The following is a 19,407-nucleotide window of genomic DNA, read 5'->3' as shown; positions in this document are numbered from 1 at the left end:
GGCTTATCGGCTGAACACAAATGCCTCTGGAATACTGGATCGCCCGCTTTCGCGGGCGATGACAGCTGAGGTGACGGAGGCACTGCGCAGGATGGTAGGCGCGAGAGCGCCGCCTACTCCTGGATCCCGTAGCGGTGCAGGTCGTTGCCGTGGGTGTCGAGCCAGTTCTTGGCGCGTGTGACCGAGGCGCAGACCTTGTCGACCACCCGCCAGAACCGCGCCGAGTGGTTCATCTCGACCAGATGCGCGACCTCGTGCGCGGCGAGGTAATCGAGCACGAAGGGCGGCGCCAGGATCAGCCGCCATGAGAATGACAGCGAACCTGCCGAGGTGCACGAGCCCCAACGGCTGGACTGATCGCGGATCGAGATCCGCCGGACCTTCACGCCGAGTTCCGCGGCATGAAGCTGCGCCGACTTCTGCAAATCCTTGCGCGCCTCACGCTTGAGGAAGTCATGGACCCGGCGGTCCATATGCTCGACGCCGCCGGCGACGCAGAGGATCTTTTCGCCGCTGTCGCGCGTCTCGGTCCACACCGTGCCGCGCTCGCCCGAGCGATGCACCAGCCGATGCGGTACGCCGCGCAACGGCACCACGGTGCCGGGCTGGAACGGCGCGGCCTTCGGCAAACGGCCAAGACGAGCGGCGATCCAGCCGCCGTGGATGTTGGCGAACTCCTTGGCTTCGATAATCGTACCGCGCGGCGGCATCGTCAGGATCGCTTCACGGTCGGTCGGATGAATCCTGAGCGTGTAGCGGCGCGCGCGCCTATGCCGGCGCAATCTGACGGTGAAAAACTGGGAGCCGTGTCTGACCAATACGGTCGCGGGTTCGGCAGGCCGCCGATAGAGGAGCGCGCGAGTAGCCATTTCTGAGAGTCCGGGGAGCAGGAGTTCGCCCGAACTCTGCCATATCCGCCGCCAGGGAAAGCGCTCGGCGCAAAAACAAATCATTTGCCCAATATACAGGGGCTGGCCGTTAATTGACCTCTACCGGCAGGGGGCGGAACCGGAATTTTTCTGATGAATCAGAGTCGCGAAAAAGGCCCAAGAGATGAAATAAAATTCATCACTTGGGCCTTGGTTGATTTGAGATTCTTTTAGCTAAATCAGTGGCTTGTGCGAACGCGAAAATCGCGGCCGGGGCGACACCTATTCGGCCGCCGCGACCAGGGAAAGCCGCGTACTGGCCGCCGAAACCATGAAATCGGAGATCCGCGGCACGATTTCGGAGCGGAACCGCGAGCCGTTGAACACGCCGTAATGGCCGACGCCCTTCTGCACGTAGTGCACGCGACGATGGTTCGGGATCGCGGTGCAGAGCGCGTGCGTTGCCTCGGTCTGGCCGAGACCGGAGATATCGTCCTTCTCGCCTTCCACCGTCATCAGCGCGACGCGGCGGATCTTCGACGGGTCGACCGGCTTGCCGCGATGGGTCATCTCGCCCTTCGGCAGCGCGTGCTTGACGAAGACGAGGTCGACGGTCTGCAGGTAATACTCGGCGGTGAGGTCCATCACCGCGAGATATTCGTCATAGAACTCACGGTGCTTGTCGGCGAGGTCGCCGTCGCCCTTCACCAGATGGGCGAACAGCGCCTTGTGCGCGTCCATGTGCCGATCCAGGTTCATGCTGATGAAGCCGTTGAGCTGCAGGAAGCCCGGATAGACGTCGCGCATCACGCCCGGATGCGGGAACGGCACCTTGGTGATGACATGGCTGCGGAACCATTCGATGCCGCGCTCTTCCGCAAGGTTGTTGACCGCAGTCGGATTGCGCCGCGTGTCGATCGGGCCACCCATCAGCGTCATCGACAGCGGTACAAACGGATCGTTGTTCGCTTCCATCACGGAGACCGCCGCAAGCACCGGCACCGAGGGCTGGCACACCGCGATGATGTGCATGTTGCCGCCGAGCGCATGCAGCATCTCGATGACGTAGTCGACATAGTCGTCGAGATCGAAGCGGCCCTCAGCAAGCGGCACCATGCGCGCATCGGCCCAGTCGGTGATGTAAACTTCATGCGTCGGCAGGAACGCCTCGACGGTGCCGCGCAGCAGCGTCGCATAGTGGCCGGACATCGGCGCCACGATCAGCACCCGCGGCTGCGGCGCGCGCAACGGGCGCGTCAGCTTGCGATCGAAATGCAGCAGGCGGCAGAACGGCTTTTCCCAGACCGTGCGAACCTCGACCGCCGTGCGGATGCCGTTGACCTCGGTGGTCGGCAGGTTCCATTCCGGCTTGCCGTAACGGCGCGTGGTGCGCTCGAACAGCTCGCAGCCGGCGGCGATCGACTTGCCGAACTCGGTGTGCGTCCAGGGATTGAGCGGGTTCTGAAACAGGATCTTGGTGGCGTCGGTTACCGCGCGCACCGGATTGAGCGACGCATGCGCCATCTCGTACATCCAGTACAGCGGCGTCGTGAGTGCCGGACTGCCTTCTGCCGCTAGTGGCGGTGCACCAAATTCACCGATAGGCATAGTATCTCAGACCCCTGTTTGCGCCGCAGCATACTGACCAATGCGTAACATTGCGTCAATGTGCCGCGAGCCTAATATGGGGCCGATAACGGGCTAAAACCCAGAGAATCCACGTGAAAGTGACATTTATTCACCACCCCCGAGCAGCGAACCGTTGCGCTTGGCGCTCTGCAAAAGGGCAAGGAAGACCGCAAAAGAGGCAGCGAACAGGATCGCGTTGATGACCAGTGCCCACACCATCAGGTCGGCGCGGAAGACCTGATCGATCAGCAGCGAGCGCATGCCTTCGAACACATAGGTCGGCGGCAGCGTCCAGGCGACATATTGCAGCCAGGCCGGCAGCACCTCGACTGGATAGTAGATGCAAGCGAGCGGCATCACCGCGAACATCAGCGTCCAGACGATGCTCTCCGCGCCGAGCCCGTTTCGCAGCACAAGGCCCGAGGCGAACACGCCGACCGACCAGCTCGTGAAGATCAGATTGCAGAAGAACGCGATCAGCGGCAATCCGATGGCGTAGAAGTTGAAGCCGAAGAAGAACAACGCCAGCAGTGTCATCGGGATCACGCCGATGGCGAGCCGGATCAGGCTCATGATCATCAGCGAGAGCAGGAATTCGATCGGCTTCAGCGGGCTCATCATCAGGTTGCCGAGATTGCGCGCCCACATCTCTTCGAGGAACGAGATCGAGAAACCGAGCTGGCCGCGGAACAGGATGTCCCACAGGATCACCGCTCCGATCAGCGTGCCGCCGGCCTTGGCGAAGAAACCGGATGCCTGCGAGATGTAATTCTGCAGGAAGCCCCAGGTGACGATCTGCAATGCCGGCCAGTAGATCAGCTCCAGCAGCCGCGGCCACGACGATATCAGGAGATACCAATAGCGCAGCACCATCGCATTGATGCGTTGCAGTGAAACGGCGCGCGGCGGATGGCTGACGATCTCGCTCATGGTGTGTCCTCCCGCACCCGGCCGCGCGCCACGTCGAGAAACACCTCTTCCAGCGTGTCGCGGTTGTAGCGCGCCATGATCCCCTCGGGGCTGTCGTCGTCCTCGATCTTGCCGCGCTTCATGATGATGACCCGGTCGCAGAGCCGCTCGACCTCCAGCATGTTGTGCGACGCCAGCAGGATGGTCGCGTTATGGGTCTTGCGGTAGGTTTCGAGATGCTGCCGGACCCAGTCCGCGGTGTCCGGGTCGAGCGATGCGGTCGGCTCGTCGAGCAGCAGCAGGTCCGGCTCGTTGATCAGCGCCTTCGCCAGCGCGACACGGGTCTTCTGCCCGGCGGAGAGCTTGCCGTTGGAGCGATCGAGGAATTCGGTGAGATCGAGATCGGCGGCGAGCTGGTCGATCCGCTCGCGCAGATGCTTCACGGCATAGAGGCGTCCGAAAATGGTCAGGTTCTGCCGCACGGTGAGTCGCATCGGCATGTCGACATAGGGGCTCTCGAAATTCATCCGCCCGAGCACGTCATAGCGCTGCTCGGGGATTTTTGCGCCCAGCACGCTGACGCTGCCCGAGGTCGGCAGCACCAGCCCCATGATCATCGCGATCGTCGTGGTCTTGCCGGCGCCGTTGCCGCCGAGCAGGCCGGTGATGCTGCCGCGCGCAATGCGGAAGGAGATATCGTCGACCGCGCGGGTGGTCTTGTAGACCTTGACCAGATGCGCGACCTCGATCGCGGCCGATCCGCCCTGATCGACCGCGGGCGCTTGGTTGGCCGCAGGCGCTTGCCCCTGACCTGTCTCGCGCTGTTGCATATGGCCGTCATTGAGCCATTGCGACAATAAGCGCAAGGCTTAGCGGTAACTAAAGGCTTGCCCCGCGTCCTTGCGCTAAGTCGCGAATTTGTGCGCCGCCCACGGCACAGCTAAAGTCCCTGACATGACCGACATCGCTTCCGATTTCCGCCAACCCCGCCGCTATGTCCGCCTGGATACGATCCTGCGGCTGCGCTGGCTCGCCGCGCTCGGTCAGCTCGTTGCAATCTTCATCGTTGCACAAGGGCTTGAATTCGACGTTCCGATCGTCCCCTGCGTCACCATCGTGACCTTCTCGGCGCTGCTCAATCTGGCGCTGCAGATCGCGTTCAACCCGATGCAGCGGCTGGAGCCGGCCTATGCCGCCGCCCTGCTCGCGATCAACATCGTCGAGCTCGGCGGCCTCCTGTACTTCACCGGGGGCTTGCAGAACCCGTTCTCATTCCTGTTCCTTGCGCCGGTGCTGATCTCGGCGACGGTGCTGCCGATCCGACTGACGATCGCGCTGGGCTGCCTTGCGGTCGCCTGCGCCTCGGCGCTGTTCTTCTATCATCTGCCGCTGCCTTGGGACGGCGACGATCCACTGGTGCTGCCGCCGATCTACCTGATCGGCGTCTGGCTCTCGATCCTGCTCGCGATCGGGGTCACCAGCCTTTACGCGTTCCAGGTGACGGAGGAAGCGCGCCAGCTCTCGGATGCGCTCGCCGCAACCGAGCTGGTGCTGACGCGCGAGCAGCATCTGACCCAGCTCGACGGCCTCGCTGCCGCCGCCGCGCACGAACTCGGCACGCCGCTGTCGACGATCTTCCTGATCTCGCGCGAGCTCGAGAAGACGGTGCATGACCCAGCCATCACCGGTGACCTCAAGACCGTGCGCGAACAGGCACAGCGCTGCCGCGACATCCTGAGCAAGATCGCGCAATTGTCATCGAGCGGGGCGCCGTTCGACACCATGAAACTGTCGACCCTGATCGAGGAGGCGGTGGCGCCGCATCGCGATTTCGGCATCAACATCAAGGTGCGGCTTGCTGTCGCAGCAACGCGTGAACCGGTCGCCGCACGCAATCCCGCGATCCTTTATGGCGTCGGAAACATTTTGGAAAATGCGGTCGATTTCGCGCACCAGACCGTCGAGGTGAACGCGTGGTGGAACGCCGAAACCATCGAGATCGTCGTCTCCGACGACGGCCCGGGCATCGCACCTGACATGCTGAAGCGGATCGGCGAGCCCTATTTGTCGCGCCGCCGGGGCGCGGATGAGGCCCAAAACGCGCGTGGCGGCTTGGGCTTGGGCGTTTTCATCGCACGGACGCTGCTGGAACGCACCGGGGCCAAGGTGTCGTTTACCAATCGCACCTTCCCCGATCACGGCGCCGTGGTGCAGATCGTCTGGCCGCGCGAGCGCTTCGAGGAATCCGCACCGGGCGAAGAAACCGAATCCTAAGGACGGTTCTTAATCGCAATTCCTGGCATACCGGATGCAGCCCACACGACTTTCGGCTGCCTTGGCAGCGCCGCAGTAGGTCCCCATATAATAGGTGTCTGCCACAGGGAAAAATGGACCGTGAACGCCATCACTGAATTGAATGACCATGCTGACCGCTCGCTCCTCATCGTTGAGGACGACAAGCCGTTCCTGGAACGCCTGTCGCGCGCGATGGAGACGCGCGGCTTCGCAGTGAAGTCATGCGACACGGTGTCTGATGGTCTCGCCGAGATCGGCCGCGCCGCGCCCGCTTTCGCGGTCGTCGACCTCCGCCTCGGCGACGGCAATGGCCTCGACGTCGTCTCGGCGTTGAAGCGCAAGCGCCCCGAGGCACGCGCGATCGTGCTGACCGGCTACGGCAACATCGCCACCGCCGTCACCGCGGTGAAGATGGGCGCTGTCGATTATCTGTCGAAGCCCGCCGACGCCGATGACGTCGTCGCTGCGCTGCTCGCGACCGGCACCGAGAAGTCCGAGCTGCCGGCCAATCCGATGTCGGCAGACCGCGTGCGCTGGGAACACATCCAGCGCATCTACGAGATGTGCAACCGCAACGTCTCGGAGACCGCGCGCCGCCTCAACATGCACCGCCGGACCCTGCAGCGTATCCTCGCCAAGCGCGCGCCGCGCTAAACGACCGCTTCATCTGCTTTTCACGATGGCCGGGCTCAGTCCCGGCCATTTGCTTTTGTGGGGTGCTGCGTAAGATGGGTTTCGCTTCGCTCTACCCATCCTTGTAATAGCGCGCTGGGGTAGATTGGCCTCGTTCCGAGAGGAATGGCCCAGCTCGGGTGGCCGCCCGGGCTGGGCCGCCGATCGATCGGATCGATACCCATCGAAGCCTTGAGGGCTGTCCTGCGTAGCAAGATCGCGATCGGCGCTTCATCGGGACCCGTATGGTTGAACGAACTTCAGGTTCGCATCACAAGGGAGGGTCGAGGAAGATGGCCAAGCGTACCACAATCTGTGCTGGGATCGATACCGGCAAGCGTAAGCTCGACGTGGCGCTCGACTTCAGCTCGGAACAGCTGCAGGTGGAGAACACCGCGGAAGGTTACACGACACTGTTGGAGTGGCTGAGGCGCCACAAGGTGAAGCGGGTTGGGATCGAGGCGAGCGGTGGCTATGAGCAAGCGATCGTCGCCGAACTGCGGCACAAGCGGTTTGTCGTCGTGGTGTTCCAGCCGGCACAGGTACGTGCCTATGCTAAATACCGCGGACAGCGTGCCAAGAACGACCGGATCGATGCCGCGCTGATCGCTGCCTGCACCACCGCGGTCAGCAAGATCCACCCCGCACCCGACGCAAGATTATTGCCCCTTGCCGGGCAACTGACCCTGATCGATCAGATCGGAGAGGATATCGCGCGGTTCAAGAACCGGCTCGAGAGCTGCCGCGATGCGCGTATCCAGAGGCTCTGGAAGGAGGACATTGCCCGCCTGGCCAAGCGCGAACGGCTCGAGTTCAAGGCTTTGGTGGCCGCGATCCGCGAGCATCGCGATCTCGCCGTCCGGCTCGATCTGATCTACAGCGTTGGCGGGGCTGGGCTACCGACTGCGGTCGCCGTCCTGGTACGCATGCCGGAGATCGGTCAGATCAACCGCGAGCAGGCCGCAGCCCTTGCGGGCCTTGCGCCTTATGACGACGACAGCGGCGAACAAATCGGTGCTCGTCGCATCAACGGTGGACGCAAACGCCTGCGCCAGGCGCTTTATGCGGCCGCGCTGGCGGCGTCCTTTCGCTGGAATCCGCAGCTCATCGCCCTTTACAAAAGGCTGATCGCCGCCGGTAAGGGGCACAAGCGCGCGCTGGTCGCCTGCGCCAGGAAGCTGCTCATCTTCATCAACACCGTGGTGGCCCGAGGCACCCCTTGGCAAGCTGACGTGTCAGCCGCCGCTTCGGTGGCTTGAAGCGTTTCTTTGTTCGATCGGGGCACCGTTTCTTCGTCCCGACCTGCCAGCCACAAGGACGGCGCGCACAGCGGCCGTCAAGGATGGCCGTCGCTCAAATGCCACCACATGCTCGCACTCGACAGGCCAGGCCTTGACGGCCGTGAGCACGCCGTCAGTCTCAACGGCGATCGGACAATCCATTCGCACAAAATCGGATGAGCTAATGGTTGCTACGGCTCTAGCACCGTCACCCTGAGGAGCGCGCCCTTGCGCGCGTCTCGAAGGGTCGACGGCCACCAGCCGGGCCGATTCATCCTTCGAGGCTCGCTCCGCTCGCACCTCAGGATGACGGATTAAGATCGAGCGCTCTTCCCTAGAACTCATGCCCCTGCGGATCGACCAGCCGGTTGATCCGCTGCGCCGCCGCCATCGCAAACCGCACCGTCATCGCCTTGCGCGTCGCCGCCGGCAGGCGATGCTCCGGCGCCTCGCAGTGCAGATGCGCGCCGTAGGCGTCGGCGATGATCAGGCCGGTGTCGACCGGAAAGATCTCGCACGGCAGATCCTGCGTGAAGGCGAAGAACAGCCGATCGCAATGCAGCCGGTAATCCTGCCATTTCTGATCGGCGCGCAGATCCTCGACCGACGACTTGATCTCGACGATCCATATCTCTCCGCGCTCGTTCAGCGCCACCAGATCGGCCCTTCGGCCGGACGGCAGCGGCAATTCGCTGATGCAGGAAAATCCCAGCGATCTCAGAAGCCGCGCCGTGCCGCGCGCGATCGCAAGCGCGGTCTCCGACTGGCGTCGGTCAGGCGCGGGCACAAGCGCGATCTGGCGGGCGGGCGATTCCATCGAGCGAAGACTAGCCGATTCCGCATCCCAACGGCAGCGCCGGAATCGGCCGCAAATTCGCGAGGAAGCCGCTTTGGTTTCGGCCTCAAGCCACCGCGAAGCCGGTGGAACCTCGGTTCCGAGGGACGAAACCACTGCAGGAGAGACCCATGCGGTCACGCATCACGCTTCGCTCGTTCGTCTTCGCTCTCGCAACCCTTCCGCTGTCAGCCGGGCTGTCCTCGGCCATCGCCAAGCCCGTGGTCGAGGTCGCCTTCGTGCTCGACACCACGGGCTCGATGGGCGGATTGATCGAGGGCGCCAAGCGCAAGATCTGGTCGATCGCGACCGCGATCGTCGATTCCAATCCCGATGCCGACATAAGGATGGGCCTGATCGCCTATCGCGACATCGGCGACGAGTATGTGACGAAGAAGGTCGAGCTGACGCGCGACATTCAGGATCTATACGCCAATCTGCTGGAATTGAAGGCGCGCGGCGGCGGCGACTGGCCGGAGAGCGTCAACGAGGCGCTCGATGTTGCCGTCAACAAGATACAGTGGACGCAAGGCCGCGACAGCACGCGCATCGTGTTTCTGGTCGGCGACGCACCGCCGCATATGGATTATGCGCAGGACACCAAATACCCGGTCACGCTGGCGGTCGCCAAGCAACGCGACATCATCGTCAACGCCGTGCTCGCCGGCAACGCGCAGGATACCGAACGGGTGTGGCGCGATATCGCGCAGAACGGCAATGGCGAGTTCATCCCGATCCCGCAGGATGGCGGCCAGATCGTCACCATCGAGACGCCGTTCGATGAGGACATCATCATCCTGCAGCGTGAGATCAACGGCACCGTGATCCCCTACGGCCCGCGCGCGCTCCAGAAGCGCACGGAATCCAAGACCCAGCAGCTCGCAAGCGTCGCCGCAGCTTCGCCGGCGCGCGCCTCGGAGATGGCAAGCTTCATCAACAAGCGCGCAAAGGTGACGTCGGAGGCGGTGACCGGCGAGGGCGACCTGGTCGCCGACGTCGCGGCCGGCCGTAACGAGATTGCCAGGGTCAAGGACGAGGATCTGCCCGACAGCCTCCGCGCCATGAAGCCGGATGCGCGCGGCGCCGAGATCGACAAGCAGATCGCCCAGCGCAAGGCGCTGAACGAGAAGCTCGCAACGCTGGTCGCCAAGCGCGACAAATACGTCGCCGAGCACCGCAAGAGCGCGCCGAAGGCGTCATCGTTCGATCGGGTGGTCGAGGACACGCTGAAAGCGCAGATCAAGCGGTAGCGACACGGCTCGGGGCATCGTCCCGCACCTTGCAGGACGGTGCTCCGGGCAGGAACCCGCCGCCGCGTCGCCGCTTATCCCACGGCCGCCACCATGAGCGGACCGATGAGGGCTGCCTGGTGATCGACGACCTCTGGTACAAGAATGGCGTGATCTACTGCCTGTCCGTCGGCACCTACATGGATGCCAATGGCGACGGAACCGGCGATTTCAGAGGCCTGCTGCGGCGTCTGGATTATCTGCATGGGCTCGGCATCACTGCGATCTGGCTGATGCCCTTTCAGCCTTCTCCCTGCAAGGACGATGGCTACGACATTGCGGACTACTACGGCGTCGATCCGCGCTACGGCACACTGGGCGATTTTGTCGAGTTTACCCATGGCTGCCAGCAACGCGGCATCCGCGTGATCATCGATCTCGTCGTGAATCACACGTCGGACCAGCACACTTGGTTTCGATCAGCGCGCAGTTCGAGGGACTCGCCCTTTCGCGACTGGTATGTCTGGTCGGACAAGAAGCCCGCCAACGCAAACACGGGCATGGTGTTTCCCGGGGTCCAGAAATCGACCTGGACGCGCGATAAGCAGGCAGGTGCCTGGTACTTCCATCGCTTCTACGATTTCCAGCCGGACCTCAACACGTCGAACCCGCACGTACAGGCCGAGATCCTCAAGATCATGGGGTTCTGGATCCAGCTCGGCGTCTCCGGATTCCGCATGGACGCCGTACCTTTCGTGATCGCAACCAAGGGCGCTTCCGTGGGCAAGCCGGTCGAGCAATACGACATGCTGCGCTCGTTCCGCGAATTCCTGCAATGGCGCCAGGGCAACGCCATCATCCTCGCCGAAGCCAATGTCCTGCCGGAGACAGACATGGAGTATTTCGGACGCGATGGCGACCGCATGCAGATGATGTTCAACTTCCACGTCAATCAGCATCTATTCTACGCGCTGGCGTCAGCCGATTCGAAGCCATTGGCGAAAGCATTGACGGCGACCAGGCCACGGCCCGCGACCGCACAATGGGGCCTGTTCCTGCGCAATCACGATGAGCTCGACCTCGGCCGCCTTACCAAGGCGCAGCGCGAGACGGTGTTCAGGGCATTCGGTCCCGACAAGAGCATGCAGCTTTACGACCGCGGCATCCGTCGGCGCCTTGCGCCCATGCTGGGCGGCGATCGCCGACGTCTGGAGCTCGCCTACAGTCTGATGTGCACACTTCCCGGCACGCCCGTGATCCGCTACGGCGATGAGCTCGGCATGGGCGATAATCTCGAGCTGCCCGAGCGCACTTGCGCGCGCACGCCGATGCAATGGTCGACCGAGCCGCACGGCGGCTTTACCGAAAGCGATCGGCCATGCGTGCCCGTGATCGACAAGGGACCCTACGGCTATGAACACATCAACGCCGCCAAGCAGCGACGCGACCCCAATTCGATGTTGAACTGGACCGAGCGCATCATCCGCATGCGCAAGGAAGTCCCCGAGGTCGGCTGGGGAGACTTCAAGATTATCGCGACCCGAAATCCTGCCGTCCTGATCATTCGTTACGACTGGCGCAACAACTCGGTGCTGTTCGTACACAATTTCGCGGAAAAGCCGCTCGAGATATCGTTCGACGTTGGGCTGCCCGACGACGCCGGCGATCACCTCGTCAACCTTCTGACCGAGGATCACAGCCGCGCCGACGATAGCGGCCGTCACAAGCTTCTGATCGAAGCCTACGGCTATCGCTGGTACAGGGTCGGTGGGCTCGATTACCTGCTCAAGCGCAGCGATATCGACACCAAGGAGCCCCGCACGTCGCGTTAGTCGTCCTGATGCGGCCCGAGGATCACACCTTCATTGCCGCGCAGGTCGAGCACGCCTTCGACCTTCTCGCCGTGACGGTCCATGAAGGTCGACAGCAGGACCTCGTTGCTGAAACCGATCGCGCTGGAGGAGACCGAGGCGGGCGCCGCGCCGAAATTCAGCGCGATCACGGCCACGCCTTCGGCGCTGCGCCGCCGGTAGAGCAGGACATCGCCGTGCGCCGTCACCGGCTCATAGCTGCCATGGACGAGCTGCGGCAGCTTTCGCCGCAGCGCGATCAGCGCCTTGTAGAGGTTGAGGATTGACGTCCTCTCCGCCTCGAGGCTTGCAACATTGTCGCTCGCAAAGTCCGGCGCCAGCGGCAGCCACGGCCTTGCGGTCGAGAAGCCGGCATTGCGCTCGGCACTCCATTGCATCGGGGTGCGGCAGCCGTCGCGGCCGACGCCGATGTCAGGCACATTTTTCTCGAAGGGATCGCGCACCTCGCCAGGGGCGATCGCGACCTGGCGCATGCCGGTCTCGTCGCCGTAATAGAGCGTCGGCGTGCCACGCAGCGTCAGCAGCAACATCGCGGCAATCGGCGCCTGCGCAGGCCCCACCCGGCTTGCCACCCGCGGCCGGTCGTGATTGCCGAGCACCCAGTTCGGCCATGCCCCCGGCGGCAGTGCCTTTTCATAATCGGCGATGATCATCTCGATCGCGCGGGCGCTCCACAGGGTCGACAGCAGCGCGAAATTGAACGGCATCTGCGCGCCGCGCAGATCGTTGCCGTAATAGGCGACCAGCCGGTGCAGCGGCAGGTAGATCTCGCCGATCAGCACGCGATTGTCGAACTCCTCGGTAATGCGGCGCATCTCGGTGATGACGGCATGCACTTCGAGTTGATCGGTCGAATATTGCGTCAGCACCTTCTCGTGCGGTGGCCGATCCGCGCGATAATGCGGGTTCGGCGGATTGTCGCGGAATTCGGCGTCCTTGATCAGGTGCCAGATCACGTCGACACGAAACCCGTCGATGCCCTTGCGTAGCCAGAAGCGCATCACCTCGTAAATCGCGTCTCGGACCTCGCGGTTGCGCCAGTTGAGATCGGGCTGCTGCGCCAGGAAGGCGTGATAGTAATACTGGCCGGAAGCCTCGTCATACGCCCAGGCGCTGCCGCCGAACTCCGACAACCAATTGTTCGGGGGACCGCCATCCGGCGCCGGATCGCGCCAGATGTACCAGTCGCGCTTGGGGTTATCGCGCGAGCTCTTCGCCTCGATGAACCAGGGATGCTGGTCGGAGGTGTGGTTCGGCACCAGATCGAGGATCAGCTTGAGGCCGGAATCGTGCGCGGCCGCGACCAGCTCGTCGAAATCCTCCATGGTCCCGAACAGCGGATCGATGCCGGTGTAATCGGAAATGTCGTAACCGAAATCGGCCATCGGCGACGGGAAGATCGGCGACAGCCAGACTGCGTCGACGCCAAGGCGCGTCAGATAAGGCAGCCGCGTGATGATCCCCCTGAGATCACCGACGCCATCGCCGTCGCTATCCCCGAACGAGCGCGGATAGACCTGATAGAAAATGCCGCGCCGCCACCAGTCCCTGTTGTCCTGATCCATCCCATTCCCCCTCGCTGTCGCCCCGTGTCCCCGGGGTTGTCCGCAGGTTCAGGGATGACGCACAATTCGGGACGGAAAGATGGCGCCGTAGCCCGGATGAAGCGAAGCGCAATCCGGGGCCGCTGGACCTGCTGACGAAGCTCCCGGATTTCGCTGCGCTGCATCCGGGCTACGCTGTTCGCAAGGGTAATTTAGTGGCGGGCTATCGCCAGCTGATAGATCGTAATCAGCACCTCGAACAGGATCAGGAAGACGATGATCAGCTCCAGCCGCAACGAGCGGCTGGTGTCGATGATGTCGGTCAGCACCTGCGCGGTCTCGGCAACGACCGCGAGCTTGCGGTTCAGCGACTCCGCACGCTCCTTCAATTCATACTCGTCCTCGAGCCGTGCGTAGAGCCGCTCGAGCTGCGGCTTGTCCCAGAGGGTGTCGGGCTTCTCCGACACCTCGACCGGTCCGGCCACGCGATGCCGCACCAACAATGCATTGCCGATGTGCTTGAGGATCGCGACGCGCCCGCGATGGACCCGGCCGCCCTTGGCGAGCTCACGTGCAAGCGGCTCGGTCGTGTCGAACACGGCCCGGACCTCGCGCTCATGCCGCGCCAGCACCACACTCTTGGCCAGCGCCTCACCAACCAGGATCAGCCGCTCCGGCGACAGGCTTTGCAGATAGATCGGGCCGCCAGGCGGAATCTGATCCTCCTTCTCCGCGGCAACCTCGATGATCGCGATCTCCTCCTCGCGCCGCGCGAACAGGCCGGTCATGCGCGACTGCAGGCTGCGCAGGAATTCATCCTCCTCCAGCGCGTTGAGGCCGATCAGGACGACGACGCCGTAGCGAAACAGGATCGCCACGCCATTGTCGTTGACGCGAAACGCCAGTGGCGTAGTCGCCAGCACGTCGCCGCGTTCGAGGCCGGACGTGTTGATGCGGTCCGCGACGAAGAAGGCGCGGGCGGTGGTCCGGGGTCCGCCGAGCGGTGAGTTGGGAGCCTGGGTCATGAAGTTCCGGACTGCGAGGATTTAGCGCATGATCGAGAGCAGCCATTGACCGGCCAGCTCACGAATTGTTCTGCTTGACCTTATCACGGCCCGTTTTGGGATCACACGCCGGGGCAGACGCATTTCCCGTGCGTGTTGACGGCTTTGACCGGTAGCCTATGGTGCCCCCATGAACGAGACAACCGACACCAAACCGAAGGCCGGCGCGATCATCGTGCCGGTGACGCTGTTCGAGCAGAACTGCACCATCATCTGGCACGAGCCGACCAAGAAGGCCGTGGTGATCGACCCCGGCGGCGACGTGGCGAAGATTCAGGCCGCGATCAAGCAGACCGGCGTCACGGTCGAGAAGATCTGGCTGACCCACGGCCATATCGACCATGTCGGCGGCGCCGCCGATTTGCGCGACGCGCTGCAGGTCAAGATCGAGGGCCCGCATATCGCCGACAAATATCTGCTCGACAACGTGGTCGCGAGCGGCGAACGCTTCGGCATGACCGGGGTGCGCAATTTCGGCCCCGACCGCTGGCTCGACGAGGGCGATCAGGTCTCGATCGGCGATCTCACCTTCGACATCCTGCACTGCCCCGGCCACTCGCCGGGCAGCGTGGTGTTCTTCAACAAGGAGCTGCGCTTCGCCCATGTCGGCGACGTGTTGTTCGCCGGTTCGGTCGGGCGCACCGACCTGCCCGGCGGCAGCCATCCGACGCTGATCCAGTCGATCAAGGAGAAGCTGCTGCCGCTCGGCGACGATGTCGGCTTCATCTGCGGCCACGGCGCGGGATCGAGCATCGGCCAGGAGCGGATGACGAATCCGTTCCTGACCGGCGAGATGTAAGCGCGTCACGCGCCGATCCCTAGGGCTGCTTCAGCAACCCCGCCGCGGTCAGCGCCCGCGTGATGACGCCGCCAACGTCGACACTCTTGCCGCTCCGCTTACGCGGCCGGCCGCTCTTGCGGCCGGATGCGGGTTCGGGCGCGGGCTCTTCGGCAGGCACCGCTATCGTCATCGAGATCGTGTCCGCGCGCTCGCGCGGAATTCCGGTCGGCGCGATGTGCGGCTGACGCACCTGATCGGTCAAGCCGAAGAAGCTCGCGATATGATAGGACGAGGAGATTCCCGCCTCGATCAGGAACGCGCCCTCGACGCCATAGCGCTCGTCATTGTCGGCGAGCCCGAGCGGCGTACCATGCGCCATGTCGGTGATGGAGAAGGACTCCACCAGCGTCTCGCCATCGGCGTTCCACCAGACCTCGCGCGGATGGCCGTCGACATCCGACTTCGACATCGCGGCAGGCGGCAGGCCGTGAACGTCGAGCCACTGCCGGACGATCGCGTCGGCATTGCCGGGATGCACGGTGCGATCGGCGCTGCCGTGCCACACCGAAATCTTCGGCCACGCGCCGTGATGCGCGGACGCGTTGCGGACGAAACCGCCGAGCTCGGGCGCGGACAGCGCGCTCGCATGCATCATCGCATGCAGCGCCTCGCGCAGATCGGTGGCGACGCCGAACGGCAGGCCGGCGATGATGGCACCGCCCGCAAATACATCCGGATAGGTCGCGAGCATGACGGACGCCATCGCGCCGCCGGCCGACAGTCCCGTCACATAGACACGCTTCGGATCGATCTCATGCGCGCCGACCATCTGCGCGATCATCTGCCTGATCGAAGCGGCCTCGCCCTGCCCGCGCGCGATGTCTTGCGGATTGAACCAGTTGAAGCAGGTGTTGCCGTTGTTGATCGCCTGCTGCTCGGGCATCAGCAGCGCAAAGCCGTAATGCGCCGCAAGCGCCGACCAGCCGGCGCCGAGATCGTAGGACGCGGCGGTCTGGCCGCAGCCATGCAGCACGACGACGAGCGCGGGCGACCGCGCGAGCTGCGCGGGCACGAACGAGAACATCTTCAGATCGCCGGGGTTGACGCCGAATTCGGTCGTCTCGACGAGCGGCGTCGGCACGGCCGGCGCGAGCGCGCCAAGACCGCTGAACGCGTTCATCTTGGGCAGATGACGCAAGAATTCGACGTTGTTGACCAGGGACAACAGCAACTCCTGAGGTGATTTATTCTTTCTGTGTCACCCGATCAGATAATTGCTGCACTGCAAAATGAAAAGGCCGTGTGCTGTCTTTCCCTGAGGAATTGTGAGAATCGGCGTTAACGCGTGATCGCGACGAGGATTTGTCGAAATAGTTGCCTTAGCACCTTGTTTGAGCATGAACTTTTCGAAAGAAACCGCCACGCGGCGGCGGATTCATGCGCCGGCGCGGCGCATCCATGACAGAAATGCGGCTGAAATTGATATCGACAGCACAAACAATGCGCATGCCGCAAACAACGCCAAATGCGCTGATGTCGCAGTCTCCACGGCGAAGAAGACCGCACCGATCGCGGCAACGCCGGCCGCGTTGCCGATCTGCGTCGTCGTGCCATACATACCGGAGCCGGCTCCAGCACTCGCAGGCTTCACACTCGAGAGCACCGCGCTCGACAGCGGCGCCATCACCAGGCCCTGCCCGTAGCCGAAGATGACAAGCACCAGCGCGAGCAGCATCGCCGACGGCGCTGCGATCAGCTGAATCGCCGCAATCAGCACGACCAATCCGACGATCTGAACGGCGCAGCCCTCGATCAGCACCAGCGTGCCGCGATGCCTGGCGCGCACAGCGCTGTGACGCGAGGCAATCACGAAGGTCAGCGCCAGCGGCACGAACACCAGCCCGGCCTCCAGCGGCGGGATTTGCAAGCCCTTCTGCATGAACATCGTCATGACCAGATAGAACGACAGGTTGGCAAAGAAGAAGAAAAACACCGCGGCAAGCCCGCGCATGAAGGCAATATCCGACAGCAGCGACAGATCGATCAGCGGCATGCCGCCACGGCGCGCGACGCTGCGCTCGAGCCGCACGAAGCCCGCAATGACGGCGACGCCCGCGGCCATCACCAGCCAGACCCACGCCGTCCAGTCGAGATCGTGACCGAACAGCAGCGGGCCGATCAGGCACAGCAGGCCCACAAACAGCACGATCGCGCCCGGGATATCGAGCCGCGTGCCGGCGCGGCGCGGCACCGTCGGCATGAGCTTCAGCGCGGCTGCGATGATGACGACGCCGAGCGGCACGTTGACGAAGAACACCGCGCGCCAGCCGAGGCCCGCGAGATCGAGCGTCACCAGCACGCCGCCGAGCATGAAGCCGGCCGCACCCGCGAGCCCCAGCACGATGCCGTAGATGCCGAACGCCCGCGCGCGCGCGGCGTCGGAGAACAAGAGATGCAGCGTCGCCAGCACCTGCGGCACCATCAGCGCCGCGGTCGCGCCCTGCGCCAGCCGTGCGATGATCAGCTCGGGTCCGGACCGCGCGAGGCCGCACCACAGCGACGTCACCGAGAAGCCCGCGACGCCGGCGATGAACACGTTCCGAGTGCCGTAGATGTCGCCGAGCCTGCCGCCGGTCACCACCAGCGTGGCATAGGCGATCAGATAGATCGCGATCACGGCCTCGATTTGCGCCGGCGTGGCGTGCAGCTCCGCCGCAATCGTCGGGATCGCGACGTTGACGATGAAGGCATCGATGCCGAACATGAACTGCGCCGACACCACGATCGCCAGCACCCACCAGCGGCGGGATGTCTCCGCGCGCGTCGAAACGATCTGGTGCATGCACGGTCCTGCCCGAAATGACGTCACGGCCGACATCAGCAGATTCCAGTCATCGCTTCGATTACCTGCGAGGTAAGCCCGGGATCACAGACGCTCGACCTGGCTCCAATTTGCGTTGATGCGCTGGGGAACATTCCGGAAGGCGGCAATCGCCGCCGAATTGCGCAACAACCATGCGGGCGCCGCAGCCTCGGAGCATTGCCTTGCCCCGGGGCACCCCGTAGGTTGGCGGAAAGCCCCCGATAACAATAATCCGGAGAGAACGACCTATGGCGCGCCTCAAGTTCGGAGCCTTCCTCGCCCCGCATCATCCGATCGGCGAGCATCCGATGCTGCAATTCCGTCGCGACCTCGATTTCGTCGAACAGCTCGACGCGCTCGGTTACGACGAATTCTGGTGCGGCGAGCACCATTCGTCGGGCTGGGAGACCATCGCCTCGCCGGAGATGTTCCTGGCCGCCGCCGGCGAGCGCACCAAGCGCATCAAGCTCGGCACCGGCGTGATCTCGCTGCCCTATCACCACCCCTTCAACGTCGCGCAGCGCATGGTGCAGCTCGACCACATGACCGGCGGCCGTGCCATCTTCGGCTCCGGCCCCGGCGCGCTCGCCTCCGACGCCCACACGCTCGGCATCGACCCGATGACCCAGCGCGACCGCCAGGACGAGGCCATCGCGGTGATCCGCCGCCTGTTCAACGGCGAGCGCGTCACGGCCAAGACCGACTGGTTCGAGATGCACGACGCCGCGCTGCAGATCCTGCCGCTGCAGGAGGACATGCCGTTCGTGGTGGCCTCGCAGATCTCGCCGTCCGGCATGACGCTGGCCGGCAAATACGGCATCGGCATCATCTCGCTGGGCTCGATGTCGACCCAGGGCCTGATGGCGCTGCCGCAGCAATGGCAGTTCGCCGAGGACGCCGCCAAGAAGGCCGGCACCACGGTGAGCCGCGCCAACTGGCGCGTGCTGCTGTCCTGGCACATCGCCGAGACCCGTGAGCAGGCACGGCGCGAGGCCGGCGCCGGACTGATGCGCTGGCACAATGAATATAACGTCGGCACCTTGATGCGGCCGGGCCTGACCGCGTTCGGCTCCGCGGATGAAGCCGTCGACAAGACCGCGTTCGTCGAAGGCGCCGCGTCGACCATCGGCACGCCGGACGATCTGATCAAGATGATCAAGAACCTGGTCGATGTTTCCGGCGGTGTCGGTTCGATCATCGGCTTCGCCCACGACTGGGCCAATCCCGAAAACACCCGCCGCAGCTGGGACATGGTTGCGCGCTATGTCGTGCCCGAGATCAACGGCTATATCGACGGCCTGCGCAAATCGCGCCAGTTCGTGATCGACAACCGCGCCGTGTTCGAGCGCGCCGGCCAGGCCGTGATGGCCAAGATCATGCAGAACGACAAGGCCGCCGCCGCACTCCAGCAAACCGGCGTCGGCCGCGTCGCGATTCCGGCCGTGAACGCGCCAGATCTCGCCAAGGAAGCGGCAAAGCAGAAGGCGTGATTTGCGGCCCACGCGCCGCAGGGCGGAGGGAACGCACGTCGCGCCGCATCCACGGCTGTCGTGCCGGCGAAGGCCG

General features: G+C 63.9%; 16 protein-coding genes. 7 read left to right on the top strand and 9 right to left on the bottom strand.

The genetic code is table 11. The features are described 5' to 3' along the window. Positions 1-113: 113 nt before the first annotated feature. The 4 genes from H8A95_RS12300 to H8A95_RS12285 form a co-directional block, all read right to left on the bottom strand. Positions 114-953 carry a M48 family metallopeptidase gene (locus tag H8A95_RS12300; RefSeq protein ID WP_163156748.1) on the bottom strand — a complete coding sequence of 280 codons (840 nt, stop codon included), beginning with the start codon at positions 951-953 and terminating at the stop codon, positions 114-116. Between the two features lie 198 nt (positions 954-1,151). Next, positions 1,152-2,477, bottom strand: a complete 1,326-nt coding sequence (locus H8A95_RS12295) for a polyhydroxyalkanoate depolymerase (protein ID WP_229183365.1) — start codon at positions 2,475-2,477, stop codon at positions 1,152-1,154. Between the two features lie 126 nt (positions 2,478-2,603). Continuing rightward, positions 2,604-3,428 (bottom strand): ABC transporter permease, encoded by an 825-nt coding sequence (locus H8A95_RS12290; protein WP_229183363.1) that lies wholly within the window; start codon positions 3,426-3,428, stop codon positions 2,604-2,606. Further along, a complete protein-coding gene (locus tag H8A95_RS12285; protein ID WP_229183361.1) occupies positions 3,425-4,237 on the bottom strand; it encodes an ABC transporter ATP-binding protein in 813 nt (270 codons plus the stop codon). Before H8A95_RS12285 ends, H8A95_RS12290 begins: the two co-directional genes overlap by 4 nt. A gap of 124 nt (positions 4,238-4,361) precedes the next feature. On the opposite strand from H8A95_RS12285, the gene H8A95_RS12280 reads away from it, so the two are divergent. The 3 genes from H8A95_RS12280 (at position 4,362) to H8A95_RS12270 (ending at position 7,633) form a co-directional block, all read left to right on the top strand. After that, positions 4,362-5,681 carry an ActS/PrrB/RegB family redox-sensitive histidine kinase gene (locus tag H8A95_RS12280; protein ID WP_229183359.1) on the top strand — a complete coding sequence of 440 codons (1,320 nt, stop codon included), beginning with the start codon at positions 4,362-4,364 and terminating at the stop codon, positions 5,679-5,681. Positions 5,682-5,801: 120 nt separating this feature from the next. Beyond that, positions 5,802-6,356: an ActR/PrrA/RegA family redox response regulator transcription factor gene (locus H8A95_RS12275; protein WP_016845514.1), complete on the top strand. Its 555-nt coding sequence runs from the start codon at positions 5,802-5,804 to the stop codon at positions 6,354-6,356. A 311-nt stretch (positions 6,357-6,667) separates the two neighbouring features. Next, positions 6,668-7,633, top strand: coding sequence for an IS110 family RNA-guided transposase (locus H8A95_RS12270; protein ID WP_229183358.1), 966 nt, complete (start codon positions 6,668-6,670; stop codon positions 7,631-7,633). A 355-nt stretch (positions 7,634-7,988) separates the two neighbouring features. Here H8A95_RS12270 and H8A95_RS12265 read toward each other — a convergent pair whose 3' ends face one another. Beyond that, positions 7,989-8,471 (bottom strand): MmcB family DNA repair protein, encoded by a 483-nt coding sequence (locus tag H8A95_RS12265; RefSeq protein WP_229183355.1) that lies wholly within the window; start codon positions 8,469-8,471, stop codon positions 7,989-7,991. A gap of 149 nt (positions 8,472-8,620) precedes the next feature. Here H8A95_RS12265 and H8A95_RS12260 point away from each other — a divergent pair, with 149 nt between their 5' ends. Together H8A95_RS12260 and H8A95_RS12255 are read left to right on the top strand one after the other, a co-directional pair. After that, the gene (locus tag H8A95_RS12260) at positions 8,621-9,739 is read left to right on the top strand and encodes a vWA domain-containing protein (protein ID WP_229183354.1); all 1,119 of its coding nucleotides are present in this window, start codon (positions 8,621-8,623) and stop codon (positions 9,737-9,739) included. 119 nt (positions 9,740-9,858) lie between these two features. Further along, positions 9,859-11,550: an alpha-amylase family protein gene (locus H8A95_RS12255; RefSeq protein ID WP_229183352.1), complete on the top strand. Its 1,692-nt coding sequence runs from the start codon at positions 9,859-9,861 to the stop codon at positions 11,548-11,550. Here H8A95_RS12255 and H8A95_RS12250 read toward each other — a convergent pair. Both H8A95_RS12250 and H8A95_RS12245 read right to left on the bottom strand, forming a co-directional pair. Further along, complete coding sequence (locus H8A95_RS12250) at positions 11,547-13,154, bottom strand: alpha-amylase family glycosyl hydrolase (protein ID WP_229183350.1); 1,608 nt, start codon at positions 13,152-13,154, stop codon at positions 11,547-11,549. The genes H8A95_RS12255 and H8A95_RS12250 overlap by 4 nt on opposite strands. A 191-nt stretch (positions 13,155-13,345) precedes the next feature. Beyond that, positions 13,346-14,158 carry an RMD1 family protein gene (locus H8A95_RS12245; RefSeq protein WP_229183348.1) on the bottom strand — a complete coding sequence of 271 codons (813 nt, stop codon included), beginning with the start codon at positions 14,156-14,158 and terminating at the stop codon, positions 13,346-13,348. 169 nt (positions 14,159-14,327) lie between these two features. On the opposite strand from H8A95_RS12245, the gene H8A95_RS12240 reads away from it, so the two are divergent. Further along, a complete protein-coding gene (locus tag H8A95_RS12240; protein ID WP_229183347.1) occupies positions 14,328-14,996 on the top strand; it encodes an MBL fold metallo-hydrolase in 669 nt (222 codons plus the stop codon). A 19-nt stretch (positions 14,997-15,015) separates the two neighbouring features. On the opposite strand, the gene H8A95_RS12235 is transcribed toward H8A95_RS12240, so the two are convergent. Both H8A95_RS12235 and H8A95_RS12230 read right to left on the bottom strand, forming a co-directional pair. Further along, positions 15,016-16,203 carry an extracellular catalytic domain type 1 short-chain-length polyhydroxyalkanoate depolymerase gene (locus H8A95_RS12235; RefSeq protein ID WP_229183346.1) on the bottom strand — a complete coding sequence of 396 codons (1,188 nt, stop codon included), beginning with the start codon at positions 16,201-16,203 and terminating at the stop codon, positions 15,016-15,018. 210 nt (positions 16,204-16,413) lie between these two features. Then, entirely contained in the window at positions 16,414-17,820 is a 1,407-nt protein-coding gene (locus tag H8A95_RS12230; RefSeq protein WP_229183345.1) for an MFS transporter, read from the bottom strand. Positions 17,821-18,089: 269 nt separating this feature from the next. Between H8A95_RS12230 and H8A95_RS12225 the strand changes: the two genes are divergently transcribed. Next, entirely contained in the window at positions 18,090-19,331 is a 1,242-nt protein-coding gene (locus tag H8A95_RS12225; protein ID WP_229183344.1) for an LLM class flavin-dependent oxidoreductase, read from the top strand. The last annotated feature ends 76 nt before the right edge of the window (positions 19,332-19,407 follow it).

The organism is Bradyrhizobium oropedii, assembly GCF_020889685.1.
In the GTDB taxonomy this organism is placed as follows: domain Bacteria; phylum Pseudomonadota; class Alphaproteobacteria; order Rhizobiales; family Xanthobacteraceae; genus Bradyrhizobium; species Bradyrhizobium oropedii.
Note: the sequence above shows the minus strand (reverse complement) of the source record. Positions and strands in the feature narration are given on the sequence as shown.

Bases quoted from the DNA above. Each gene is read 5' to 3' on its own strand.
- H8A95_RS12295 (WP_229183365.1), bottom strand. From the start codon at position 2,477: ATGCCTATCGGTGAATTTGGTGCACCGCCACTAGCGGCAGAAGGCAGT.
- H8A95_RS12250 (WP_229183350.1), bottom strand. From the start codon at position 13,154: ATGGATCAGGACAACAGGGACTGGTGGCGGCGCGGCATTTTCTATCAG.
- H8A95_RS12265 (WP_229183355.1), bottom strand. From the start codon at position 8,471: ATGGAATCGCCCGCCCGCCAGATCGCGCTTGTGCCCGCGCCTGACCGA.
- H8A95_RS12290 (WP_229183363.1), bottom strand. From the start codon at position 3,428: ATGAGCGAGATCGTCAGCCATCCGCCGCGCGCCGTTTCACTGCAACGC.
- H8A95_RS12280 (WP_229183359.1), top strand. From the start codon at position 4,362: ATGACCGACATCGCTTCCGATTTCCGCCAACCCCGCCGCTATGTCCGC.
- H8A95_RS12225 (WP_229183344.1), top strand. From the start codon at position 18,090: ATGGCGCGCCTCAAGTTCGGAGCCTTCCTCGCCCCGCATCATCCGATC.
- H8A95_RS12260 (WP_229183354.1), top strand. From the start codon at position 8,621: ATGCGGTCACGCATCACGCTTCGCTCGTTCGTCTTCGCTCTCGCAACC.
- H8A95_RS12270 (WP_229183358.1), top strand. From the start codon at position 6,668: ATGGCCAAGCGTACCACAATCTGTGCTGGGATCGATACCGGCAAGCGT.
- H8A95_RS12240 (WP_229183347.1), top strand. From the start codon at position 14,328: ATGAACGAGACAACCGACACCAAACCGAAGGCCGGCGCGATCATCGTG.
- H8A95_RS12230 (WP_229183345.1), bottom strand. From the start codon at position 17,820: ATGCACCAGATCGTTTCGACGCGCGCGGAGACATCCCGCCGCTGGTGG.
- H8A95_RS12285 (WP_229183361.1), bottom strand. From the start codon at position 4,237: ATGCAACAGCGCGAGACAGGTCAGGGGCAAGCGCCTGCGGCCAACCAA.
- H8A95_RS12245 (WP_229183348.1), bottom strand. From the start codon at position 14,158: ATGACCCAGGCTCCCAACTCACCGCTCGGCGGACCCCGGACCACCGCC.
- H8A95_RS12300 (WP_163156748.1), bottom strand. From the start codon at position 953: ATGATTTGTTTTTGCGCCGAGCGCTTTCCCTGGCGGCGGATATGGCAG.